The organism is Streptomyces dengpaensis (genome assembly GCF_002946835.1).
Lineage (GTDB): Bacteria > Actinomycetota > Actinomycetes > Streptomycetales > Streptomycetaceae > Streptomyces > Streptomyces dengpaensis.
In genome coordinates, this window is record NZ_CP026652.1 from 5,451,733 (window position 1) to 5,473,580 (window position 21,848).

21 protein-coding genes and 1 pseudogene are annotated in these 21,848 nt (G+C 70.1%); 13 read left to right on the forward strand and 9 right to left on the reverse strand.

Going from position 1 to position 21,848, the window contains the following annotated elements; all coding sequences use genetic code 11:
* Window positions 1–22 precede the first annotated feature (22 nt).
* Both C4B68_RS25315 and C4B68_RS25320 read right to left on the reverse strand, forming a co-directional pair.
* Window positions 23–3,094 (reverse strand): DEAD/DEAH box helicase, encoded by a 3,072-nt coding sequence (locus tag C4B68_RS25315; RefSeq protein ID WP_167459325.1) that lies wholly within the window; start codon window positions 3,092–3,094, stop codon window positions 23–25.
* A 220-nt stretch (window positions 3,095–3,314) separates the two neighbouring features.
* Entirely contained in the window at window positions 3,315–4,331 is a 1,017-nt protein-coding gene (locus C4B68_RS25320; protein ID WP_099505329.1) for a hypothetical protein, read from the reverse strand.
* A gap of 162 nt (window positions 4,332–4,493) precedes the next feature.
* On the opposite strand from C4B68_RS25320, the gene C4B68_RS25325 reads away from it, so the two are divergent.
* Complete coding sequence (locus C4B68_RS25325; protein ID WP_099505330.1) at window positions 4,494–5,303, forward strand: class E sortase; 810 nt, start codon at window positions 4,494–4,496, stop codon at window positions 5,301–5,303.
* Window positions 5,304–5,338: 35 nt separating this feature from the next.
* Here the strand turns inward: C4B68_RS25325 and C4B68_RS25330 are convergent, their stop codons facing one another.
* Window positions 5,339–5,926 carry a tetratricopeptide repeat protein gene (locus tag C4B68_RS25330; protein ID WP_099505331.1) on the reverse strand — a complete coding sequence of 196 codons (588 nt, stop codon included), beginning with the start codon at window positions 5,924–5,926 and terminating at the stop codon, window positions 5,339–5,341.
* Here C4B68_RS25330 and C4B68_RS42065 point away from each other — a divergent pair.
* The gene (locus tag C4B68_RS42065; RefSeq protein ID WP_167459162.1) at window positions 5,925–6,077 is read left to right on the forward strand and encodes a hypothetical protein; all 153 of its coding nucleotides are present in this window, start codon (window positions 5,925–5,927) and stop codon (window positions 6,075–6,077) included. The two genes, C4B68_RS25330 and C4B68_RS42065, sit on opposite strands and share 2 nt — an antisense overlap.
* A 147-nt stretch (window positions 6,078–6,224) precedes the next feature.
* Complete coding sequence (locus C4B68_RS25340) at window positions 6,225–7,082, forward strand: fumarylacetoacetate hydrolase family protein (RefSeq protein ID WP_099505332.1); 858 nt, start codon at window positions 6,225–6,227, stop codon at window positions 7,080–7,082.
* A gap of 68 nt (window positions 7,083–7,150) precedes the next feature.
* Here the strand turns inward: C4B68_RS25340 and C4B68_RS25345 are convergent, their stop codons facing one another.
* Complete coding sequence (locus tag C4B68_RS25345; protein WP_099505333.1) at window positions 7,151–8,017, reverse strand: LLM class F420-dependent oxidoreductase; 867 nt, start codon at window positions 8,015–8,017, stop codon at window positions 7,151–7,153.
* Between the two features lie 382 nt (window positions 8,018–8,399).
* Between C4B68_RS25345 and C4B68_RS25350 the strand changes: the two genes are divergently transcribed.
* The gene (locus tag C4B68_RS25350; protein WP_104880012.1) at window positions 8,400–9,623 is read left to right on the forward strand and encodes an RNA-guided endonuclease InsQ/TnpB family protein; all 1,224 of its coding nucleotides are present in this window, start codon (window positions 8,400–8,402) and stop codon (window positions 9,621–9,623) included.
* Between the two features lie 56 nt (window positions 9,624–9,679).
* Here C4B68_RS25350 and C4B68_RS25355 read toward each other — a convergent pair whose 3' ends face one another.
* Both C4B68_RS25355 and C4B68_RS25360 read right to left on the reverse strand, forming a co-directional pair.
* Entirely contained in the window at window positions 9,680–10,144 is a 465-nt protein-coding gene (locus C4B68_RS25355; protein WP_104880013.1) for a heme-degrading domain-containing protein, read from the reverse strand.
* A complete protein-coding gene (locus C4B68_RS25360; RefSeq protein ID WP_099499487.1) occupies window positions 10,141–11,217 on the reverse strand; it encodes a Gfo/Idh/MocA family oxidoreductase in 1,077 nt (358 codons plus the stop codon). Before C4B68_RS25360 ends, C4B68_RS25355 begins: the two co-directional genes overlap by 4 nt.
* Window positions 11,218–11,274: 57 nt before the next feature.
* Between C4B68_RS25360 and C4B68_RS25365 the strand changes: the two genes are divergently transcribed.
* The 6 genes and pseudogenes from C4B68_RS25365 to C4B68_RS25395 all read left to right on the forward strand — a co-directional run.
* Window positions 11,275–12,570, forward strand: a complete 1,296-nt coding sequence (locus C4B68_RS25365) for an ROK family transcriptional regulator (protein ID WP_240634465.1) — start codon at window positions 11,275–11,277, stop codon at window positions 12,568–12,570.
* Window positions 12,571–12,892: 322 nt separating this feature from the next.
* Window positions 12,893–13,705, forward strand: a complete 813-nt coding sequence (locus C4B68_RS25370; protein WP_099499486.1) for a hypothetical protein — start codon at window positions 12,893–12,895, stop codon at window positions 13,703–13,705.
* 223 nt (window positions 13,706–13,928) lie between these two features.
* On the forward strand, window positions 13,929–14,684 hold the full coding sequence (locus C4B68_RS25380; RefSeq protein WP_099499485.1) for a GntR family transcriptional regulator: 756 nt from the start codon (window positions 13,929–13,931) through the stop codon (window positions 14,682–14,684).
* 165 nt (window positions 14,685–14,849) lie between these two features.
* On the forward strand, window positions 14,850–15,974 hold the full coding sequence (locus C4B68_RS25385; protein WP_099499484.1) for a TIGR03364 family FAD-dependent oxidoreductase: 1,125 nt from the start codon (window positions 14,850–14,852) through the stop codon (window positions 15,972–15,974).
* Window positions 15,968–16,666: a phosphonatase-like hydrolase gene (locus C4B68_RS25390; protein WP_099499483.1), complete on the forward strand. Its 699-nt coding sequence runs from the start codon at window positions 15,968–15,970 to the stop codon at window positions 16,664–16,666. Before C4B68_RS25385 ends, C4B68_RS25390 begins: the two co-directional genes overlap by 7 nt.
* Window positions 16,666–16,795, forward strand: a pseudogene (locus C4B68_RS25395) (2-aminoethylphosphonate ABC transport system ATP-binding subunit PhnT); the annotation flags it as partial. The gene C4B68_RS25390 and the pseudogene C4B68_RS25395, both read left to right, overlap by 1 nt.
* Before the next feature lie 69 nt (window positions 16,796–16,864).
* Here C4B68_RS25395 and C4B68_RS25400 read toward each other — a convergent pair.
* Both C4B68_RS25400 and C4B68_RS25405 read right to left on the reverse strand, forming a co-directional pair.
* Window positions 16,865–17,644 carry an HAD-IIA family hydrolase gene (locus C4B68_RS25400; RefSeq protein ID WP_099499482.1) on the reverse strand — a complete coding sequence of 260 codons (780 nt, stop codon included), beginning with the start codon at window positions 17,642–17,644 and terminating at the stop codon, window positions 16,865–16,867.
* Window positions 17,645–17,775: 131 nt separating this feature from the next.
* The gene (locus C4B68_RS25405) at window positions 17,776–18,234 is read right to left on the reverse strand and encodes a hypothetical protein (RefSeq protein ID WP_143674257.1); all 459 of its coding nucleotides are present in this window, start codon (window positions 18,232–18,234) and stop codon (window positions 17,776–17,778) included.
* Between the two features lie 87 nt (window positions 18,235–18,321).
* Here C4B68_RS25405 and C4B68_RS25410 point away from each other — a divergent pair, with 87 nt between their 5' ends.
* Both C4B68_RS25410 and C4B68_RS25415 read left to right on the forward strand, forming a co-directional pair.
* Window positions 18,322–18,879 carry a hypothetical protein gene (locus C4B68_RS25410; protein ID WP_099499480.1) on the forward strand — a complete coding sequence of 186 codons (558 nt, stop codon included), beginning with the start codon at window positions 18,322–18,324 and terminating at the stop codon, window positions 18,877–18,879.
* A gap of 1 nt (window position 18,880) precedes the next feature.
* The gene (locus tag C4B68_RS25415; RefSeq protein ID WP_099499479.1) at window positions 18,881–19,546 is read left to right on the forward strand and encodes a class F sortase; all 666 of its coding nucleotides are present in this window, start codon (window positions 18,881–18,883) and stop codon (window positions 19,544–19,546) included.
* A gap of 291 nt (window positions 19,547–19,837) precedes the next feature.
* Here the strand turns inward: C4B68_RS25415 and C4B68_RS25420 are convergent, their stop codons facing one another.
* Window positions 19,838–20,587 (reverse strand): GAF and ANTAR domain-containing protein, encoded by a 750-nt coding sequence (locus C4B68_RS25420; protein WP_099499478.1) that lies wholly within the window; start codon window positions 20,585–20,587, stop codon window positions 19,838–19,840.
* A 131-nt stretch (window positions 20,588–20,718) separates the two neighbouring features.
* Here C4B68_RS25420 and C4B68_RS25425 point away from each other — a divergent pair, with 131 nt between their 5' ends.
* Window positions 20,719–21,762: a glycoside hydrolase family 6 protein gene (locus C4B68_RS25425; protein WP_099499477.1), complete on the forward strand. Its 1,044-nt coding sequence runs from the start codon at window positions 20,719–20,721 to the stop codon at window positions 21,760–21,762.
* Window positions 21,763–21,848 lie beyond the last annotated feature (86 nt).

Genomic DNA, 21,848 nt, shown 5'->3' on the forward strand with positions numbered 1-21,848 from the left:
TGCCCTACACGTACGGGCGAACTCATCCTGCCGTGATGGCTGCCGAGTACGACCACACATCGGCGGGGAGTTCTTGCTCCAAGTCCCAGGTGATCGCCATCGGCTTGCTGCCGGTGTGCTTCACGTACTTCGCAGGGCCCAGGAATATCCAGGGCTCGGACTTGCCAATGACGTTTCGCTTGTAGCGGCGCAGGAACAGCAGGATGTTGCTGCCTTGCTCTGCGTGCCGTTGGTAGCGAAGGCCGGTCGGGGAGTTTTCGGGAGTGTTGCTCTGCGACTCCCAGTGGAAGCGGGTGGGGCTGATGGCAAAGTCCTTGTAGCGGACGCTGGGGGAGAAATCCCTCTCGTTCTTCTCCAAGGTGATAAGGAGGGCGTCGGTCATGATCTCCTCGATCCAGCTCACTCCTTGGCTGAAGACCCCGGGCATCTGCCCACCCAGGTGCGCCACTCCGAGGGCAGAGAGCGCCTCGGAGCGGTTGTAGGCGCTGTGGATCTTCAGCGGGAGGTGGCCGAGCGGTCCGTCCAGAGGGATGGGGAAGTGGTCGGTCCGGTCGAGGACGTACGCCAGAACCTGCTGCAGTTCCTCTCGGACCATGCGTTGCGCGCGGAGTGATTCCAGGCCATCCCGGTAGCTGGAGAAGCCGCCCGCCTTGTCCCACAGGTTGAAGAAGAGCATGCGGGCGTATGCCTGCTCGGTCGGGGCCAGGGAATCGTAATCAGGGGCGTCGTCAGCCAGGAGCCGCAGATAAGCCTGGGCTCGCTCAGGATCGTCCACATGCAGAAAGGCGTGGACGCGCTTGAGGAGCTCCGCTTCGCCCAACATCGGGGATTCCTTGATGACCCCTGCTTTGCGCAAGACCTTCGTCCACGAGTTGTCGCCCTTGTAGAGCTCCTTGATGTCCCGCCTGCTCTCGTGCAGGTAAGCCGCGAGCTTGGGCGTCCTGTAGTCCCTGACCTCTTTCGCTATCGTGTTGATGGTGGCGCTGAGCTGCGTACGGATGTTGTCGAGGACGAGGTCCTTGGACTTGCCCTCCAGAATGATCTGGCAGCCGGAGGGAAGTTGCGGGAAGTCACGCTCGATGCTGTCGACCAGGCGATTGCGGGAGAGGTTGGTCAGCGCGCGGAACTGCTCCTCGAAGCGAAACTCCGCCCGGTGCGTACCGATGAAGTCGAGCACGGTCAGCACCGGCTTGTTAGGCGTACGACGCAGCCCGCGCCCCAACTGCTGGAGGAATACCGTCGCACTGTTCGTGGGGCGTAGGAGAATCAGCGTGTCTACGTCGGGGATGTCCAGGCCTTCGTTGAACAGGTCGACGGAGAAGATCACCTGGATCCTGCCGGCCTCGAGGTCATCCAACGTTCGTTCGCGCTCTGCAGGGCTCGATTCACTGTCGAGCGCTGCTGCCAGGAACCCTGCGTCTCGGAAGCGGTCGGCCATGAAGTGCGCGTGAGCTTTGGTCACGCAGAAGCCCAAGGCGCGCATGGCACCCGGGTTGGAGATCTTGTCCTTCACCTGCTTGATGACGATACGAGCCCGTGCGTGGCTGGCCGTGTAGAGATTGCCGAGTTGGTCCCGGTCGTAGGAGCCTGCACGCCATTTGAGCTGGGATAGATCCGTGCCGTCCGGGATTCCGAAGTAGTGGAAAGGGCACAGCAGGTCATTCTCAAGGGCTTCCCACAGCCGCATCTCGGCAGCGATGCGGCCCCCGAAGAACTCGTCCTGGACGTTGTACCCGTCCATCCTCTCCGGGGTAGCGGTGAGGCCGAGCAACTCGGAGGGTTTGAAGTGCCTGATGACTTGCCGATACGTATCTGCTGTGGCGTGGTGGAACTCGTCGATGACGATGACGTTGAAGTGGCCTGGATCGAGCTGTTCCAGCTGTTGCAGCTTGAGGGACTGGACGCTGGCAAAGACATGTGTCCAATCGCGAGGCTCCTCGCCGTTGTAGAGCAGTTCGCCGAAGGACGCGTCGTCGAGTACCTCGCGATAGGTCCGCAAGGACTGCTTCAGGATCTCCTTGCGGTGTGCCACGAAGAGCAGGCGAGGGAGCTCGCCGCCGCGCCGATCACGCAGGCTGCGGTAATCCAGGGCCGCCATGACGGTCTTGCCGGTCCCGGTCGCTGCGACGAGGAGGTTCTCGTGATGGCCGCGTATCTCTCGCTCGACACGGAGGCGCTCCAGCATGTCCCGCTGATGCGGGAAAGGATGCACTTCAAGCCCGGAGAGATTGATTTTGAGCTCATTGCTCGCTCCGTTGCCTCCCGCCTGGGCGAGTGCGTCGGCGAGGCGATCTCCGTCATCGTCGGGGTCGTACGGCTCGAAAGCCGCGTCGTCCCAGTACGAGTCAAACGTCGCCTCGAACTTTTCGAGCACCCTGGGGGTGGCGACGGCCGACAGCCGTACGTTCCACTCCAGACCGTCGAGGAGCGCAGCCTTCGACAGGTTGGAACTGCCCACGTAAGCCGTGTCGAAGCCGGTGTTGCGCCGGAACAACCAGGCCTTCGCATGCAGGCGCGTCGACCGGATCTCGTAGTTGACCTTGACCTCGGCGCCGAACTCGCGGACCAGGCGGTCCAAGGCATATCGATCGGTGGCGCCGATGTAGGTGGTCGTGATGACGCGGATCGGAACGCCGCGCTTCTTCGCCGCGCGTAGGGAGTCCTCAAGGACCCGTATGCCGTACCACTTCACGAACGCGCACAGCAGGTCGATGCGGTCTGCCGTGGCGAGCTCCGCCCTCAACTCCGCGCCCAGGCTGGGATCGTCCGGAGCGTTGGTGATCAACGCGGTTTCGGAGAGGGGCGTGAGGGGCCGAATCGCGTGGACGCCAGGCGCTTCCTGTTCGGCGAGCGCCAGCAGCTGCCGAGGGCCGTCTGCGATGGTGCCGACGACATCGTCGACATCCGGATCGGGGGCACTGGTGGCCAGCGACTGCATGATCTGGTTAGCGACGGCCACGCGCTTGTCGGGCGGCAGTTGACTCAACCGTCGCCCGACGGCCTCGCCGACGTGGCGTGCCAGCACGTGTGGTGAGGACTCCGCGCTGACCTCTGCGTCGATGGCTTTCCAGCCTGCGGCTTCGAGCTCCCCCATCCGATTGTGCAGGCCCTCGGTGATGAGCTGTTCGTAGACTCCCGCGACCGGCTGCGCCAAGTCCCCCGATTCCGCCACTGCCGCTCCCCTTCGATCCAGCGTGGGTTCTCCCCGCACGATTTCTCGTGCCTATAGGGATCAGTTCTAACAGCAGCCACTGACAATCGAAGGTCTTGTGCCGAAAGATGATCTTTTTCAGGCAGCCGCCCGCTCGCGGTGTTCAGGCCTCCGTACCGTGACACTCCCCATAAACCCGCCTCGCCCCACACCAACAAGCCGCCCCCCGCTGCGGCGGCCAGGTGACCGCCCGCCCCCGCGCCGCCAGCGTCGTCGCGTACTGCGGTAGCAAGGTGGCGTCGGCCGGGGACGATGCCTCCGAGGCGGCGAAGGCTTCGTAGGACGGGACCGTGCCTGTCACGATGCCGAGGTTTGGGGTGCCGGAGGCGGACAGTTCCCGGAGGGATGCCTCTATCGTCGACAGGTGGGTCTCGTGGGACGGGTACTCCGAGGACAGCGACGGGTACGCCGCTACCAGCTCCGTCAGTTCCTCTGCCGGCCAGTGCAGGACCGCCACCGGAAACGGGCGGGAGAGCGCCTCCCTGTATGTGCCCAGCTCTGCTCGTAGGCGGGTGATTTCCGCCTGGAGTTCTGCCGGGTTGTCCGAGCCCAGGGACCAGACCCTCTTCGGGTCGTGGAGTTCGTCCAGGGAGATGGGGGATGAGTGGAGGGTGTCCGCCAGGGTGTCCCAGGCGTCGTGGGGTGCGCCCAGCATGCGGCGGACCCGGTGGCGGCCGAAGAGGAGGGGGCGGGTGGCGTAGGGGGGCTCGGGTGCGTCCGTCAGGAGGAGGGTTGCGGCCTCGGTGAAGGTTTCCTGCGCCTGTTCCAGTTCGTCGTGGGACTCCAGGGCCTCCGCCACGATCACCCAGGGGGCCGGGTCGCGCGGGGATGCGCCCCGGATGCCTTCGATGATCGCCCCGGCCTCCGCCTCGTGGCCGTACTCCCAGAGGTTCGACGCCTTCAGGGCCCGTACCAGGTGGGGGTTCTCCAGGCTGTCGGGTGAGGACAGCAGGCGGTCGTAGAGGGTCGTCGCGGCGGGGCGGTCGCCGGACAGTTCCAGGTGGGCCGCGGCCTGCAGCAGCAGGGCCTCGGCGTCCTCGGGGTAGAGGCCGGCAGTCCGCTCCAGGCGTGCTGCTTCGGCGTTGTGGTCGACGTGCTCGGCAGGCGTGTCGGGGCGCATGGGGGACACCGTACTGCCGCCGGGGCGGTAAGGAGAGAGACCTGCAGGCCAGAGGGGTGAGGGGCGCCCAGTTCCAGTCCCCTCGGCTGCGTACGGGCGTGTACGGGGCTGGTGACCTGAAGCGGTGGCCCTTATCGTGCGCCCGGCGAAGGAGGCGTACGGATGCGGGCTCCGGGGATCGTGCACCATGGCACTCGGCGGCGGCGGGCCGCGTACCGGCGTGCGGTGTGGAGCGGGGCCGAGGCGCTGGTCACCGTCGGGGTGGTGCTGCTGCTCCTCGTCGTGCACCAGTTGTGGTGGACCAACCGGCAGGCCCAGCACAACGCCGAGCGCAAGGTGCTGGCGCTGGAGCGTGAGTGGGGGAGTCCGTCGGTGGCGGAGGGGGTGAACGGCGAAGAGAGCGCTGGGAGTTCGGATGGCTCTGACGGGCGGGAGGCTTCGAGCCCCACCGGTCAGCGGCGGCAGGGCGAAACCACCGGCACTACCGACACCACCGGCACGCCGCGCGCCCGCCCCGACCTCTCCCAGGCCTACGCCATCCTCACCATCCCCCGCCTCTCCCTCCGCGTCCCCGTCGCCGAGGGCATCAGCAAGCCGAGCGTCCTCAACAAGGGGTACGTCGGTCATTACCAGGGCACCCAACAGCCGGGCCAGGCAGGGAACTTCGCGGTCGCCGGGCACCGGAACACCCACGGTGAACCCTTCCGGTACATCAACCGGCTCCGGCGCGGCGACACGATCACGGTGGAGACCAAGGGCGCGGTCTACACGTACGCCGTCGACAAGACCCTTCCGCAGACCTCGGCGGGGGACGGTGGGGTCATCCGCAGCGTGCCGCGCAGCGGGGTGCGGCCGTCGTACGGGTACGGCGAGCCCGCGTACTACATCACGCTCACCACCTGCACCCCCGAGTACTCGTCCAAGTACCGGCTCGTGGTGTGGGGGAAGCTGCGGTCCATGCGGCCCCGCTAGCGCTCGCCGCAAGGCCGCAAGTACCCGAGTGAAGACTAGAGCTGGGGCCGCCTCGGCGCCGGTCCCCTTCCCCGGGCGTGCAGCAGCACCGTGAGTTCGTGCTGGGCGACCACATCGCCCGCTTCGGCGTGCGAGCGGTACAGCGCCTCCGCTTCCGCGTGGCGGCCGAGTGCCACCAGACACCAGCCGAGGTCCCGCCAGGCGAAGCGGTGGCCCAGCTCGATCGCGAGGCGGTACCAGTCCATGGCGGCTTCCAGGGCGCCGTCCCGCCGTCTCCAGTAGCCCAGTTGGCCGGCGGCCCGTGCGCTGCCCGAGCGTGCCATCCCGGCCACTAGGTCCTCGGCCTCGGCCACTCGTCCCGAGGCCCAGCGGCGCATCTCCTGTGCCAGCGTGACCAGCCAGTCGGGGTCCCGCCGTACCTCGGCCTCGCGGCGGAGCCAGTGCTCGGCCTCCGCCTCGTAGCCGGGGTCCGTGTACGCGAGGCCGCTCGCCGTCCAGGCGAGTTCGCGCACCGCCTCCGGATGCCCGGCCTCGGCCAGCGGTACGAGCCATCGCTTCGCTTCCTCGCGGCGGCCTTGACGCAACAGCTCGCTGCCGCGTTGGTACTGGGCGGTGGAGTCCATGATCAGCCACCTTATGGGGCAGCCTGCCCACGCGACGTGGAGCGTGGTGGAGCTGGCCCTGCTCTGCCCCGGACCCGTGCACCCCGGACCCGTGCACCCCGGACCCGTGCACCCCGGACCCGTGCACCCCGGACCCGTGCAGGCCTCCTGAACGAGGGCTACCGGTCCAGTCCGTGAACAGGGTCTTGCGGACTGGACGCCGCGCTTGGAGGATCGACCAGTCCTCCGATGGCTGCGCGCCGGCCGCACTCCGGCCGTATCCAGCGGTCGACCGCCCGCGATCGAGGGAGTTCTGATCATGAAGCTGCTGCGAGTCGGTACGGCGGGGGCGGAGCGGCCCGCGCTGCTCGACGCCGAGGGGACGCTCCGGGATCTGTCGGGCATTGTCCCGGACATCGACGGGGCAGTGCTCGCCGACGACGCGGCGCTCGGCCGGATCCGTTCCGCCGCCGAGGGTGGCGAGCTGCCCGCGCTGGACGCGGCCGGGCTGCGCGTCGGGCCGCCGCTCGCCCGCATCGGCAAGGTCGTGTGCATCGGGCTGAACTACCACGACCACGCCCGCGAGACCGGCGCCGAGCCGCCCGCAGAGCCGGTGATCTTCTTCAAGGCGGCGGACACCGTGGTCGGGCCGAACGACACGGTGCTCGTGCCGCGCGGGTCGGTAAAGACCGACTGGGAGGTGGAGCTGGCGGTCGTCATCGGCCGTACGGCCCGCTACCTGGAGTCCCACGCGGAGGCGCTCGCGCACGTCGCCGGGTACGCGGTGGCGCACGACGTCTCCGAGCGGGAGTTCCAGATCGAGCGCGGCGGCACCTGGGACAAGGGCAAGAACTGCGAGACGTTCAACCCCTTGGGGCCGTGGCTGGTGACCGCCGACGAGGTGCCCGACCCGCAGAACCTCGCCCTCAGGCTCTGGGTCAACGGCGAGCTGAAGCAGGACGGCACGACCGCCGAGCAGATCTTCCCGGTCGCGGAAGTCGTGCGGTACGTCAGCCAGTTCATGACCCTGTACCCCGGTGACGTCATCAACACCGGTACGCCGGCGGGGGTCGCGCTCGGGCAGCCCGAGCCGAAGCCGTACTTGAAGGCCGGGGATGTTGTCGAGCTGGAAGTCGAGGGGCTGGGGCGGCAGCGGCAGGAGCTCAAGGACGCGTGAGTGGTCCGCCGGGAGGGCGGACCGGTCACGTCGGCAGTGACGCGAGCCGGCGTCACGTCTCGCGCCGGTCACGTCAGCAGTGACGCGAGCCGGCGCCACGCTTCGCGCGGCAGGTCGTCCCTGTCTCCGCCGTCCACCACCTGGATAGCCACATGGTCCGCGCCCGCCTCGAAGAAGGCATTGATCCGGTCACGGATCCGGTCCTCGCCGCCCCACGCGTACAGCGCATCGATCAGGCGGTCGCTGCCGCCGGCGTCCAGGTCCTCCTCGGTGAAGCCGAGGCGCAGGAAGCTGTTGGTGTAGTTGGGGAGGGTGAGGTAGAAGGCGAGGGCCTCGCGGGCCAGGGCGCGGGCGCGGGTCGGGTCGGTCTCGAGGATGACCTTGAACTCCGGTGCCAGCAACGGGGCTTCGCCCAGGATCTCGCGGGCCCGGGCGGTGTGCTCGGGGGTGACGAGGTAGGGGATCGCGCCCGCCGCCCGGTCACGGGACAGCTCCAGGGTCTTCGGGCCCTGCGCCCCCAGGACCCGTCGCCCGGCGGGGACTCCGGCCGCGTCCAGCGCGTCCAGGTAGGCGACCAGGGCCGAGTACGGGCGGCGGTACTGGCTCTCGCGCTTGGCGTGGCTCACCCCGAGGCCGAGCACGAAGCGGCCGGGGTGGGCCGACTCCACCTCGGCGAAGGCCGCCGCGCTCGCGTCGGCGTCGTACTGCCAGATGCTCTGGATGCTGGTGCCGACGGCCAGGCGTGAGGTGGCTTCGAGCAGGGGCACGGCGTTCGGGGCGGCGCTGTTGCCGCCCAGCCAGACGGCGCCGTAGCCGAGGTCCTCGAGCTCGGCGGCGGCCTCGGCGATGTCGGTGCGCCGGGCCGGCTCCTCCGAGCGGAGTCCGACGCTCCAGATGCCGTACCGGCCGACTGCTTCCTTCAGGGCGGTGCTCATGGGTTCGGGTCCCTCCGGGCGGATGTCGTTCCATGATCGCCGTCTGGTACGACACCCTCAACCGGAGGGAACCTCCCGTTAATCCCGCCTAGTCCCGCCTGACCCGTCGGTGCTACCGGGATTCATTCGCAGTGCATCGGCCTTCAGGCCGGTGGTGAAGCGAATCTGTGACTGTGGCGCGGAGCGTCACGGGTGCTGTCCTGCGGAGCATGAGAGCGCAGGCGCCACCACGGCCGGCGCGGAGCGTCACGGGGTCCGATCCGGAGAGGCCGGGCAACGCCTCCCCCGTTCGGCCCGCTCTGTCCTGCCTGGTTTCAAGGGAGTACCGACCGTTCATACGTTCCCTCTGGTAGCGGGCGGCGCTCGTTCGTACGATCACCGCATGCAGCTTCGGTACGCCTTCAGGCTGTACCCGGAACCTGGCCAACGCCTCGCGCTGGCCAGGGCGTTCGGGTGCGCCCGCGTCGTGTACAACGATGCCGTGCGCGCCCGCGAGGACGCCCGCGGGGCGGGCGAACCCTTCCCCACGGCGGGTGTGCTGTCCCAGAAGCTGATCACCCAGGCCAAGCAGACACCCGAGCGGTCCTGGCTGGGCGAGGTCTCCGCGGTCGTCCTCCAGCAGTCCCTGCGCGACGCGGAGACCGCCTACAAGAACTTCTTCGCCTCCCTCAAGGGCGAGCGTAAGGGCGCGAAGACCGGTGCGCCCCGCTTCAAGTCCCGCAAGGACAGCCGTCAGTCGATCCGCTTCACGGCCAATGCCCGCTGGTCGATCACTGGTTCCGGGAGGCTGAACCTCCCGAAGATCGGCGCGGTGAAGGTGAAGTGGTCGAGGACCTTGCCCGCGCGGCCCTCCTCGGTCACCGTGGTCAAGGACGCGGCCGGACGGTACTTCGCCTCGTTCGTCGTTGACACCGACCCGGGCGCGGACGCCGCCCGGATGCCCGGCACCGACCAGACGGTCGGCATCGACCTGGGCCTGACCCACTTCGCCGTCCTCTCCGACGGGACGAAGATCGACTCTCCTCGGTTTCTGCGCCGGGCGGAGAAGAAACTGAAGAAGGCCCAGCGGGAGCTGTCCCGCAAGCAGAAGGGATCGAAGAACCGGGAGAAGGCCCGTCTGAAGGTCGCCCGCGCCCACGCGAAGGTGGCCGATGCCCGCCGCGAGTTTCACCACCAGCTCTCCACTCAGCTGATCCGCGACAACCAAGCGATCGGCGTGGAGGACCTGGCGGTCCAAGGACTCGCGCGCACCAGGCTGGCCAGGAGTGTCCATGACGCCGGATGGTCGGCGTTCGTGAACATGCTGGAGTACAAGGCGGCCCGGTACGGGCGGACCCTGGTCAAGATCGGCCGGTTCGAGCCGACCTCCCAGACCTGCTCGGCCTGCGGTATCAAAGACGGCCCCAAGCCCCTGAACGTCCGGGAATGGACCTGCACCGCCTGCGGCACCGTCCACGACCGGGACCACAATGCCGCGAAGAACGTCAAAACGGCCGCCGGACGGGCGGTGACAGCCTGCGGAGCGCCGGTAAGACCAGGACTCGTCCCGGCACAGCGCGAAGAAACAGGAAGCCACGGATTCCCGCCCGAACCCTGTGCCGCGTAGCGGCACAGCAACGGACGAGAAGGCCAGAATCCTCGGGCTTCAGCCCGAGGAGCAAGTCAATCGGCCAGGAAGCGCTCCAGCGCCTCCACCACCATCGCGTGGTCCTCCACCTGCGGCAGGCCGGACACCACCACCGTGCCGATGACGCCCGCGCCATCGACGGCGATCGGGAACGCGCCGCCGTGCGCCGCGTAGGCGTCGGGGTCGAGGCGCGAGGAGTCCTCGAACGTCGTGCCCTTGGCGCGGAAGCGGGAGCCGACCAGGAGCGAGGAGCAGCCGTAGCGCTCCACGACGCGGCGCTTGCGGTCGATCCAGGCGTCGTTGTCCGGGGTCGAGCCGGGCAGCGCCGCGTGGAAGAGCTGCTGGCCGCCGCGGCGGATGTCGATCGCGACGGGGGCGCGGCGCTCGCGGGCGAGCTCGACGAGGAGCGTGCCGAGGGCCCAGGCGTCGTCGTGCGTGAAGTGAGGGAGCGTCAGACGGCGCTCCTGCTCCTCCAGTTCGGCGATCTCCGGCGCGTTCACAGGGACACCACCATTCCCTCGTGGACGGAGCGGCGGGCCGCCTCCAGGACGTCGAGGGCGGCCGCGGCCTCGAGCGCGGTGACCGGGTTCGGGCCGCCGTCGCGGAGGGCGGCGGCGACGGCCGCGTAGTACGCGGGGTACGCGCCCGGGAGCGTGGGCTCGGGGCGACCGCCGCCCGTGAGCGGGGACTCGCCAGAGCCGACGCGGCCCCACAGGGACTCGGGCTCGACGCCCCACTCGGCCGTCGTGCCGGGGCGCTTGCCCTCGCGCAGGTCGGCCTCCTGCGGGTCGAGGCCGTACTTCACGTAACCGGCCCGCGAGCCCAGGACCCGCAAGCGCGGACCGAGTTGGGCGGTCGTCGCGGAGACGTAGAGGTGGGAGCGGACCCCGTTCTCGTGCGTGATCGCGATGAAGGTGTCGTCGTCGGTCTGCGCGCCCGGGCGGCGGATGTCCGACTCGGCGTACACCGAGGTCGCGGGGCCGAAGAGGACGAGCGCCTGGTCGACGACATGGCTGCCGAGGTCGTACAGCAGACCTCCGACCTCTGCCGGGTCGCCGGACTCGCGCCAGCCGCCCTTGAGCTGCGGGCGCCAGCGCTCGAAGCGGGACTCGAAGCGGTAGGCGTCGCCGAGCTCGCCCTCGTCGAGGAGCTTGCGGAGGGTCAGGAAATCGTTGTCCCAGCGGCGGTTCTGGAAGACGGAGAGGAGAAGGCCGCGTTCGTCGGCCAGGGCGGCCAGCTCGCGGGCCTCCGCCGCCGTACCGGCGAGGGGCTTGTCGACCACGACCGGGAGGCCCGCCTTGAGGGCGGCCGTCGCGATCGGGACGTGGGTCTTGTTCGGGGAGGCGATGACGATCAGGTCCAGCTCGTCGGCGCGCGCCAGCAGCTCGTCGGGCGTCGCGGCGACCCGGAGGCCGTCGCCGAACTCGGCGCGGGCCTGCTCCTGCCGCTCCGGGCTGGACGTGACGACCGTGTCGAGGGTCAGCCCCTCGGTCGCGGCGATCAGCGGGGCGTGGAAGACGGAGCCCGCGAGGCCGTAGCCGACGAGGCCCACACGGAGGGGAGTACCAGTCATGAGTCCTACTTTCGCAACGCTGTTGCCAAAGTGCAAGCGCGGGGGACAATGGCGTACGTGAACAGGACCAGTGCGGGCGGGGCCGGGATGACTGGGGGGATCTCCGGAGGTGGCTCCGGCGGCATCTCCGGAGGTGCTTCAGGCGGCATCTCCGGGAGTGCCGCCGCGGCCAGGGGAAGTGCCGGAGCCGTCGGGGGAACCCCTGCGGTCAGGGGAACCGCCGGAGGTGTCGCGCCGGGCGCCGGTGTGAACCTGCTCGCCCTGCGCAGCCACAACGCCGCCCTTGTGCTCGATCTGCTGCGCACGGCCGGGCCGTCCGGCATCAGCCGGCTCGAACTCGCCGAGCGCACCGGGCTGACCCCGCAGGCCGTCAGCAAGATCACCGCCCGGCTGCGCGCCGACGGCCTCGCGGCGGAGGCGGGACGCCGCGCCTCCACGGGCGGCAAGCCCCGTACGGTGCTCCGCCTCGTCCCCGAGGCCGGTCACGCGGTCGGCCTCCACCTCGACCGGGACGAGCTGACGGCGGTCCTCTGCGATCTCACGGGGGCCGTGGTCGCCGAGCGGAGTGCGCGGCTCGGGCTGGGGGCCGGGGCCGAGGCGGTGGTGGAAGGGGCCGTCGGGGAGGTGGAGTCCCTGACCGCGGGGGTGGCGTCCGTGCTCGGGGTGGGGGTCGCGCTGCCGGGGCCTCTTGATCACGCGCGGGGGGTGTTGCACCGGGTCACCGGGTTTCCCGAGTGGGACGGGTTTCCGCTGCGGGACGCGCTGGCGGGGCGGCTCGGGGTGCCGGTGGTGGTGGACAAGGACACGAATGCGGCCGCGCTGGGGGTGGCGGTGGGGGGCGGCGGCTCCGCCGGGTCGGCCTCGGCCGGCTCGGCCGGGGCTGTCGGAGGGTCCTTCGCGTATCTGCACCTCGGTACGGGGCTGGGGGCCGGGCTCGTGATCGGTGGGGGCGTGCATCGGGGGGCCCGGACCGGGGCGGGGGAGTTCGGGCATCAGGTCATCCAGCTGGACGGGCCGGTGTGCGGGTGCGGGAACCGGGGGTGCATCGAGGTGCTGTGTCTGGATGCGGTGGGGCGGGGGGCCGTGGAGGAGGCGGCGCGGGTGCTGGGCGCGGGCGCGGCGAATCTGGTGGGGCTGCTGGATATCGATCTTGTGCTGTTGGGTGGGCGGACGGTGGCGGCCCATCAGGAGGCGTTTGTCCGGGGGGTCGGCGCGGTGCTGGAGGAGCGGGCCCTTCGGGAAGGGGTGGCGTCGGTGGTGCCGGTGCGGGTCGCTCCCGGCGGGGCTCGGGGGGTTGCGGAGGGGGCCGCCCAGTTGTTGTTGGCGCCGTTGTTCGGGCGGGGTGAGGGCTGAAGCGGGGTTCGGCTGGCGAGGGTTTTTCGCCCCCTCCGCCCCTGCCCGTCCCGTACCTGGGGGCTGCCGCCCCCAGACCCCCGCTGTCGCGCTTCGCGCTCGTCCTCAAACGCCGAACGGGTTGAGAATCTCCGGACGGGCTAAGAATGAGGAACTCCAGGGCTGAACGGGGCGTACGGCGGGCGTGGCGGCCGTACGTCGTCGCCAGGGCGTGGCAGCGTCACAAGCGCCGTTGCCCAATAGCGCCTGACGCTTCCGGTCCCGATCCCGATTACCACCGTCCTCGATCGCCCTCGACCGCCCTCGATCGGCAAGGCCCCTCATGCGACTGCGTACGTTCCTCCCCCTCCCTCTCGCCGTGACCGCCGCCGTCCTCACACCACCCCCCGCCCACGCGCTCACCGTCCCCACCAGCCCCAGCCCCAGCCCCGCCTGCGCCGCCCCCGACAACCAGGACTTCCCCATCGAGACCCGGATCCACGGTGGCCCCGCCGCCTACGACACCGGCGATGACTTCCGGACCTGGTACATCGACCTCACCAACACCACGGCGCACGCCTGCGGTGCGATTCACCCGATCGTCGTGCTCGTGGACGAGAAGCGGGTGTTGCGGCCGGAGCAGGCGCGGCTGGAGTTCTACGAGGGGGAGCGGCCGCATCCGGTGACGTTCGAGACGAGCGACCAGACCGAGAACGTGGGCGCGTTCGACGACGGGTTCCCGGGGTTCACCGTGGAGGCCGGGCGGACGCTCACCGTGAAGGTGCGGCTCGCCGTGACCTCCGACGCCGTCGCGCCGAACGACGTGGTCGCGAACGCGGCCGTCGTGCAGCGGCACAAGGACGACGGCGACTGGGTGGGGCAGTCAAACGACTACCGGTTCCGTATCGAGGACGTAGAGGACGTAGACGGCGAAGAGAACGAGGAGAGTGAGAAGAGCAAAGGGGACGAGGGGAGTGGCCAGGAAGCGCGTGCGGACGGCGGCCGTGGCGGCAGGGACAAGGACTCGGCCCCCGACCAGTTGGCCAGCACGGGCCCCGGCACCCCGCCCCCGCTCGGCGTCACAGCCGCCCTCGCGCTCTTCGTCACCGGCGCCGCCCTGTTCGCCGTAGTCCGCCGGACGCGCCGCTTCCGCTGAGGGTCGGCCCGTCGGGCGCGCCGCCTCCGCTGAGGGCCGCCCGTCGGACGCGCCGCCTCCGCTGACGGTGAGCCCGCCGGGCACGCCGCCTCCGCTGACCGCGAGCCCGCCGGGCGCGCCGCCTCCGCTGACGGTGAGCCCGCCGGGCGCGCCGTGCCCGCTGACAGCGTCGCCGCCGGCACCTGGAACCCGTAGCGGAAACCCCATCTGCGACGATCCCCCCGTGGACTACCCGAACGACCAAGCCCCCGGCGCCCCCGTCCGCTCCGGCATCCCGGAGCACGGCCGTATCCCGAAGTACTACGCGGTGAAGGCGCACATCGCCCTGCTGATCGAGGAGTTGGGCGAAGGGGGGCTCCTGCCCACCGAGCGGGACCTCGCCGAGAAGTACGACGTCGCCCGTGAGACCGTGCGCCAGGCGCTGCGCGAGCTGCTGCTCGAAGGGAAGCTGCGGCGGCAGGGGCGGGGGACCGTGGTCGCCGGGCCCAAGCTGGAGCAGCCGCTCTCGCTCGCCAGTTACACCGAGGGCGTACGGCGGCAGGGGCGCACCCCCGGCCGTACGCTCGTCTCGCTCGACCGGTTCCCCTGCCCGGAGGCGCTCGCCGCCGAGACCGGGCTCACGCGCGGTGAACCCGTCTGGCACATGGAGCGCGTCCTGCTCGCGGACGACGAGCGGGTCGGGCTGGAGAGCACGTACGTCGCCGTGGCCCGCGTGCCCGGCCTCGACAGCGACTTCAACCCCGATTCTTCCTTCTACGCCTACCTCCGAGAGCGAGGCATGGCCTTCGGCTCCGCCGACGAGCGCATCGAGACCGTCCTCGCGACCCCGCGCGAGGCGCTGCTCATCGGGACCCCGCCCGCCCTGCCGATGCTGCTGATCCACCGGGTCTCGCGGGACGCGGAGGGGCGTCCGCTGGAACGGGTGCGGACCCTCTACCGGGGGGATCGCTTCTCGTTCACCACTCACCTCCCCGGCTGATACAGGGCTCACTTCCGAGGCCGGCTCCGGGCGGGTGCGTTTTTCGCGGCCCGCCTCTTTTTATAACGAGCGAATAACGGGTCTAGCCCAAACGTGACGGGCAGTTCACCATCTGGTTGCTGTCCGGACCCGTCCGATTCCCCCGTCCCAAGGAGCGTTGCCGTCGTGAGAGTGATAGTTGTCGGAGCCGGAGTGGTGGGCACCCTGCATGCCTGGCACGCAGTGGAGCGCGGCCACGAGGTCGTACAGATCGAGCGTGAGGCGGAGGCCCGCGGGGCCTCGCTGCGCAACTTCGGGCAGATCTGGGTGAGTGGTCGCGCGGGAGGAGAGGAGCTGGAAACCGCCCTGCGGGCGCGGGAGCTGTGGGAGGAGATCGGAGCCCGCGTGCCCGCGGTCGGCTTCCGGGCCAACGGGTCGCTGACCCCCGTCCGGGGAGCCCTCGAACTCGCCGTCACCGAGGCCGCCCTGGCCCGCCCGGACGCCGCCGCCCGCGGCTACAAGCTGCTCACGGCGGACGAGGCGCGCGCGGTGAACCCGGCGCTGCGGGGCGCGTTCGACGCCGCCCTGTACTGCGAGCGCGACGCGGCCGTCGAGCCGCGCACCGCCCAGCTCGCCCTCCGTGCCGAGCTGTTGAAGTCCCCGAACTACACCTTCCTGCCCGGGCGCGAAGTGCGTGACGTCGTCGGTGAGGGCGCCGTGCGCGACGATCATGGCGATGTGCACACCGGTGACGTCGTCGTCCTGTGCACGGGGGCCTGGCTCGGCGGTCTCGTACGGGAGCTGGCGGGGCCCGAGCTGCCCGTGCGGCGCGTACGGCTGCAGATGATGCAGACCGATCCGCTGGGCGAACCGCTCACCACATCCGTCGCCGACGCCGACAGCTTCCGGTACTACCCCGCATACCGCAGCCCCGCCCTCGACGCGCTCGACGCGCACCAGCCGCAGTCCGCGACCGCCGCCGCGCACCGGATGCAGCTGCTCATGGTGCAGCGCGCGGACGGCGGGCTGACCATCGGCGACACCCACGAGTACGAGCACCCCTTCGCCTTCGACACCCTCGAAGACCCCTACGACCACCTCACCGAGGTCGTCGAGTCCTTCCTCGGGCGGCCGCTGCCGAAGATCCGGCGCCGCTGGGCGGGCGTGTACGCGCAGTGCGTGGACCCGAGCCGGGTCGTGCACCGGCAGCGCGTGCGCGACGGGGTGTGGCTGGTCACCGGGCCCGGCGGGCGCGGCATGACCTGCTCGCCCGCCATCGCCGAGACAACCGCCGACGAACTGGGATGGTGAGCGAGTTGACCCCCATACGACTTGTCGTGCTCGACATGGCCGGTACCACCGTCGCCGACGGCGGACTCGTCGAGCGTGCCTTCGCCGCGGCCGCCGGGGAACTGGGCGTCGAGCCCGGATCCGCCGACCACGCCGAGAAGCTCGACTACGTCCGGGCCACCATGGGCGAGTCCAAGATCTCCGTCTTCCGGCACCTGTTCGGGGACGAGCAGCGCGCCCAGCGGGCCAACTCCGCCTTCGAGAAGGCATACGGCGAACTCGTCGACGGCGGGCACATCGCCCCGGTCGACGGAGCCCGCGAGGCGATCGAGGAGCTCACGGCCGGCGGCCGGACGGTGGTGCTCACCACCGGGTTCGCCCGGGTCACCCAGGACGCCATCCTCGACGCCCTGGGCTGGCGTGACCTCGTGCCGCACACGTTGTGCCCGGCGGACGCGGGGGGCCGCGGGCGGCCGTACCCCGACATGGTGCTGGAGGCGTTCCTGCGGACCAAGGCCGCGGAGGACGTACGGCAGGTCGCCGTCGTGGGCGACACCTCGTACGACATGCTCAGCGGCGTACGGGCCGGGGCCGGGGTCGTGGCCGGGGTGCTCACCGGGGCGCACGGGGACGAGGCGCTGCGCGCGGCGGGGGCCACGTCTGTGCTCGGGTCGGTCGCCGAACTGCCCGCCCTCCTCAACGGAGGTGGATGATGGGCATCCGCTTCGACCGCGTGTCCGTCGCGTACGGCGACACCACGGTCCTCGACTCGCTCGACCTCACCGTCGAGCCCGGCGAGGTGATGGCGCTGCTCGCCGTCCGGGTCCGGGAAGACCACCGCACCGGCAGCTGATGTTCAACCTCACAGGCACCACGGCCCGCTCCTGCAGCGGGCCGTGGTGCTGTGGCGGTCAAACGAGGTCGACAAGATCCGCGATGGAATCCACGACCTTGGTCGGCCGGTAGGGGTATCGATCGACGTCGGCTTTGGTCGTGAGTCCGGTGAGCACGAGAAAGGTCTCCATCCCGGCCTCCAGGCCGGCCAGTACGTCCGTGTCCATCCGGTCGCCGATCATGGCGCTGGTCTCCGAATGCGCCCCGATGGTGTTCAGGCCGGTCCGCATCATCAGTGGATTCGGCTTGCCTACGAAGTACGGCTCCTTGCCGGTCGCCTTGGTGATCAGCGCGGCGACGGATCCGGTCGCCGGGAGAACGCCCTCTGCGGAGGGCCCGGTGTTGTCCGGGTTGGTGGCGATGAAGCGGGCACCGTCGTTGATCAATCGGATGGCCTTGGTCAGAGCCTCGAAGGAATACGTCCGGGTTTCACCCAAGATCACGAAATCGGGGGCGGAGTCGGTCAGCACGTAACCGGCGTCGTGCAGTGCTGTGGTCAGGCCGGCCTCGCCGATCACGTAGGCGGTGCCGCCGGGATGCTGGTTGTCCAAGAAGCTGGCGGTGGCCAGGGCAGAGGTCCAGATGTTCTCCGCCGGCACGTCGAGACCGATCCGGTTCAGCCGGGCGTGGAGGTCACGCGCGGTGTAGATCGAGTTGTTCGTGAGGACCAGGAACGGACGACCCGACTCACGGAGCTTTTTGATGAAAGCGTCCGCGCCGGGCACCGGGACGCCCTCGTGCATCAGCACCCCGTCCATGTCGGTGAGCCACGATTCGATGGGCTTGCGCTCTGTCATGGGTGCGGACTCCTGCCCTGTCTGGCTACGGGATGACCATGGTATTCATTCATCAGGGTGAAGGCCGTCGGCTGGACCAGGGCCTTCGTCGCGACGCCGCGATCACGTGAAACGCCCCGGTGAGTTCAACGTCAGCACTTCCATACGATCTCGATCAGTTCGGGTCGGAATATCCCTCGCTGCGAGCCTCCCTTGCCGGCTGGTTTGATCACTACAGCTTCGATGCTTCGCTCGATTTCCTGTCGCTTCATGTCCACGGTGTAGTTCCCCCAATCGCGGACGATGCGCATGGCAGTGGAGCTTGCCCGCACCGGCGTCGTGGACAGGGCGGAGACCCTCTCCCTGGTGAGCTCTTCCTTCGCCTCAAGGCGCTTGATCTCCCGTGCGAACTCGGCCAGCGACAACAGATCCTCGGCGCGGAGCCGCCGGGCCTCGGCCTTGTCCGCTTGGATCTGCCTCAGCGTCTCCTTGGCCTTCGCCAGTTCCGGGTCTTCCGCCTCGGTGGTACTCACATTGAGGGTTTGCTGCTGAAGGTGCCCCAGGAGGACCTTCTCCACCCGGATGAACCATTCAGTACGCGGATAAACCATTCAGTACTCGTACGGAGCAGTAGCACCCCCTCTGGAGATGCGCGCAGGCCCCGCTGGGGGGAGCCTCCAAGTATCTGGAGGTTCACGATGCGCTCATTGCGACTCACTCTCTGTGCCGGGGCGGTGGTCGCGGCCGCGTGCACACCGATGGCGTACGCGGCTGACGCGGACGTATCCGTGTCGCCCGCCTCCCCCGCCCCCGGCAGCGACATCCAACTGCGGGCCAACGGCTGTACGGGCCGGACGGGCACCGCGCACTCGGTCGCCTTCGTCGCGGACGCGCAGCTCACGGGCCCGGGCGGCGGCGCGCTCACCGGCGAGACGCGCGTGCCCACCTCGCTCGCGCCCGGCACGTACGAGGTCAAGGTCAGCTGCGACGGCGCCGACGGCAAGGTCAACGGCGCGATCGTCGTCGTACCGCAGGGCGAGGCGAACGCGTCCGGGAACGCCTCGCCGGTCGCGCCCGTGCACGCGGGCGGCGGCGGCACCGCGCACCTCGCCTCCGCGGACGGCGCGGACACGGCGGATGCCCGGGCGACCGGCCCAGGCACCCTGCAGGCGGTGATCGGCCTCGTCCTCGCGGGCGTGGCCGCCGTGGCCGTGGCGGTGCGCAGCGCACGCCGGGGCCGGGATTCCCGCGAGTGACATGGCCGAGCGCGAACGCCCGTCCGGTTCCGGGCGCCTGATGACCGGTGTCGCCTGGGTGGTGCTGCTGCTCGGGCTGTGGCTGTGGGGCCATGAGGTGACGGACGTACGGCAGGGGATATCGGCGCCGACCACGGGGGACATCGCGGCCGTCGGACGGCCGCCCGAGGTGCGGTTGCCGCCCGCGCTGAAGCCGCTCGGGAACGCGCGGCCGCAGCGCGTCGACATCCCGTCCCTGGGCGTGCAGGCGCCCGTCGTGGCGCGCGGGCTCGACGCGCACGGCGCGATCGATCCGCCGCCGTTCGACCAGCCGGGTGTGGTCGGCTGGTACGCCGCCGGGGCGAAGCCGGGGGCGGCCGGGACCGCGCTGTTCGTGGGGCATGTGGACACCGAGACCCGGCCTGCGGTCTTCTACAAGCTCAGCTCGACGACGCGCGGCGACACCGTCCGCGTGATCCGCGACGACGGTACGGTCGCCGAGTTCACCGTGGACGACGTCCAGGTGCTCTCGCACGAGAACTTCGACGCCCAACAGGCGTACGGCGTACGGAAGTCGGGGCGGGCCGAGCTGCGGCTCATCACCTGCGGCGGCGCCTTCGACGTGGCGAGCCGCACGTACACGGCGAACGTGATCGTGTCGGCGTACCTCACGGGAACCGGTCTGTGAGGCCCGCGTAGCGCACGGGAACCGGCCTGTGAGGCTCACGGGGAGCGCACCGGGCCCGGTCGACGACCCGCTCCCCCCGGAGCCGCCGACCGGGCTGGTCCTCAACCGCGCGCGCACGGGCTGCGGGAGTAACCCGGCGACCGGCACGGGAGGTCTGGGGGTCCGCTCCGCGGGAGTGCGCGGGCGGAGGCAACTGGCCGGGGGCTGGGGCCGTTTGAGGCAACTCTAGAACGGATGGGCGTCGTGGCCTAGAGGGTGATGCACGCCAAGTCGACCACTCGTGGCTCTCTGTCATTCCCGCAGATGGCCGCCCAGATCGTCCCGGTCCACCGAGCCGTCGAGTACCCTCGTCGCGACCTCGTCCAGCGGCAGCCGGTGCCGGCGCGCGTACCGGCGCAGCGCCATGAACGCCTCGTCGACCCCCGTGTCCCAGCGCTCCGCGAGCATCCCCTTCGCCTGCTCGACGCGTACGCGGCTGGAGAGGGCCACCTGCAACTGCTCGGCCAGCGTCCGGTACTGCGCGTACACCCGGTGGTTCTGCAGCCCGACGGCCGCCGCGTCGGCGAGGAGCTGGGCGACGCGCACGCTTCCGTCGTCCTCGGGCGCGGGGAGCTCGGGCAGGAAGACGTTGAGCGCGCCGAGCAGGGTCTCGCGGCGGCGCAGCGGGACCGCGAAGGTCGCGGCGATGTCGTGGCGGAGCGCCGCCCTTGTGAAGCCGGGCCAGCGGGACGCGGCATGGGCGGCGCTGACGGAGACGGGCGGGACGGGCCGTCCGGTGGCGTAGCTGTCGAGGCAGGGGCCGCCGTGCTGCTGGACGGCCAACAGGTCGAGCGCGGCCTCCTGTTGGCGACTGCTCACCGCGAGCGACACCGCCTCGCCGCCCTCGATCAGCATGATCCCGGCGGCCCGCGCGTCCAGGATCTCCACGCAGTGATCGGACAGGCGCTGCAGATACCGCTCGGCGCCGAAACCGTCGGACAGGGTGTCCGACGCCTCCAGCAGGGCCGCAGCCAGCTGTGCTTCCCGGGTGCCCAGGTGCATGTCCCCTACCCCGATCCTTCCGATCCCCCAGGGCTGTAACAGCTCTCCGACAAGGGTCGGGCGACCTCGTGGGACGCGCGACACGTATGTCAGGATTGAGACTTAGGACAGTGCACCCAAGGGGGAGTTGGATGTACGGCACGAGGGGGGCTGTGACCTTTTCCGCCACTATGGCGGCGACCCGGGCGTCCGTGGCGGTGGCGACACTGCTGCTCGCGGGGTGTTTCTCCTCCGGGGGCGACAGCGACAACGGCGACGGTCCCGGTACCGGGTCCAAGGTCACACAACAGCCCAAGAATTCGGACCCGTTCTGGGTCAATCCGGAGGGGAACGCGGCCGAGCAGGTCGCCACCTATATGAAGGCGGGCCGGAAGGACGACGCCGAGCTGATCCGCAAGATCGCTCAGCAGCCGACCGGCGAGTGGATCGGCGCGGAGAACCCCGAACAGGAGGCGCGCGGCTTCACCGAGGCCGCCGAGAAGGCCGACCGCGCCGCCATCCTGGTCCTTTACAACATCCCGCACCGCGACTGCGGCCAGTTCTCGCAGGGCGGCGCGGCCGACGGCAACGCCTACCGGGCCTGGATCGACGGCGTCGCCAAGGGCATCGAGGACCGCCCCGCCACGGTGATACTCGAACCGGACGCGATCCTGCACCTGGTCAACCAGTGCACCCCGGAGCAGTACCACGAGGAGCGCTACGACCTCATCAAGGGCGCCATCACCAAGTTGAAGGCCCTGAAGAACACCAAGGTGTACGTGGACGCGGGCAACGCGGGCTGGGGCCACCCCGACCAGATCTTCGAGCCGCTGAAGTGGGCCGGCATCGACCAGGCCGACGGCTTCTCGGTCAACGTCTCCAACTTCTACTCGACGCAGGACTCCATCGCGTACGGCAAGCAGCTGTCCGCGAAGATCGGGGGCAAGCACTTCGTCATCGACACCAGCCGCAACGGCAACGGACCGTACACGGGCGGCAAGGCCGACGAGAACTGGTGCAACCCGCCGGGCCGCGCCCTGGGCGAGACCCCGACGACCAAGACCGCCGATCCGCTCGTCGACGCCTACCTGTGGGTCAAGCGGCCCGGCGAGTCGGACGGCGAGTGCAAGGGCGGGCCGAAGGCCGGTGAATGGTGGGCCGACTACGCGCTGAAGCTGGCGAAGGCGTCCCGGTAGCGGCTTCCCGTATGTGACTGGGGGCGCCCTCCGCTTCGAAGCGGAGGGCGCCCCCAGTCACGTAACGCCCGACGCATCACGGCGCT

Coding starts and splice junctions, on each gene's coding strand:
- C4B68_RS25315 (WP_167459325.1), bottom strand. CDS start 3,094: ATGGGGGAGCTCGAAGCCGCAGGCTGGAAAGCCATCGACGCAGAGGTC.
- C4B68_RS25320 (WP_099505329.1), bottom strand. CDS start 4,331: ATGCGCCCCGACACGCCTGCCGAGCACGTCGACCACAACGCCGAAGCA.
- C4B68_RS25325 (WP_099505330.1), top strand. CDS start 4,494: ATGCGGGCTCCGGGGATCGTGCACCATGGCACTCGGCGGCGGCGGGCC.
- C4B68_RS42065 (WP_167459162.1), top strand. CDS start 5,925: ATGATCAGCCACCTTATGGGGCAGCCTGCCCACGCGACGTGGAGCGTG.
- C4B68_RS25330 (WP_099505331.1), bottom strand. CDS start 5,926: ATGGACTCCACCGCCCAGTACCAACGCGGCAGCGAGCTGTTGCGTCAA.
- C4B68_RS25340 (WP_099505332.1), top strand. CDS start 6,225: ATGAAGCTGCTGCGAGTCGGTACGGCGGGGGCGGAGCGGCCCGCGCTG.
- C4B68_RS25345 (WP_099505333.1), bottom strand. CDS start 8,017: ATGAGCACCGCCCTGAAGGAAGCAGTCGGCCGGTACGGCATCTGGAGC.
- C4B68_RS25350 (WP_104880012.1), top strand. CDS start 8,400: ATGCAGCTTCGGTACGCCTTCAGGCTGTACCCGGAACCTGGCCAACGC.
- C4B68_RS25360 (WP_099499487.1), bottom strand. CDS start 11,217: ATGACTGGTACTCCCCTCCGTGTGGGCCTCGTCGGCTACGGCCTCGCG.
- C4B68_RS25370 (WP_099499486.1), top strand. CDS start 12,893: ATGCGACTGCGTACGTTCCTCCCCCTCCCTCTCGCCGTGACCGCCGCC.
- C4B68_RS25390 (WP_099499483.1), top strand. CDS start 15,968: ATGGTGAGCGAGTTGACCCCCATACGACTTGTCGTGCTCGACATGGCC.
- C4B68_RS25400 (WP_099499482.1), bottom strand. CDS start 17,644: ATGACAGAGCGCAAGCCCATCGAATCGTGGCTCACCGACATGGACGGG.
- C4B68_RS25405 (WP_143674257.1), bottom strand. CDS start 18,234: ATGGTTTATCCGCGTACTGAATGGTTCATCCGGGTGGAGAAGGTCCTC.
- C4B68_RS25410 (WP_099499480.1), top strand. CDS start 18,322: ATGCGCTCATTGCGACTCACTCTCTGTGCCGGGGCGGTGGTCGCGGCC.
- C4B68_RS25415 (WP_099499479.1), top strand. CDS start 18,881: ATGGCCGAGCGCGAACGCCCGTCCGGTTCCGGGCGCCTGATGACCGGT.
- C4B68_RS25420 (WP_099499478.1), bottom strand. CDS start 20,587: ATGCACCTGGGCACCCGGGAAGCACAGCTGGCTGCGGCCCTGCTGGAG.
- C4B68_RS25425 (WP_099499477.1), top strand. CDS start 20,719: ATGTACGGCACGAGGGGGGCTGTGACCTTTTCCGCCACTATGGCGGCG.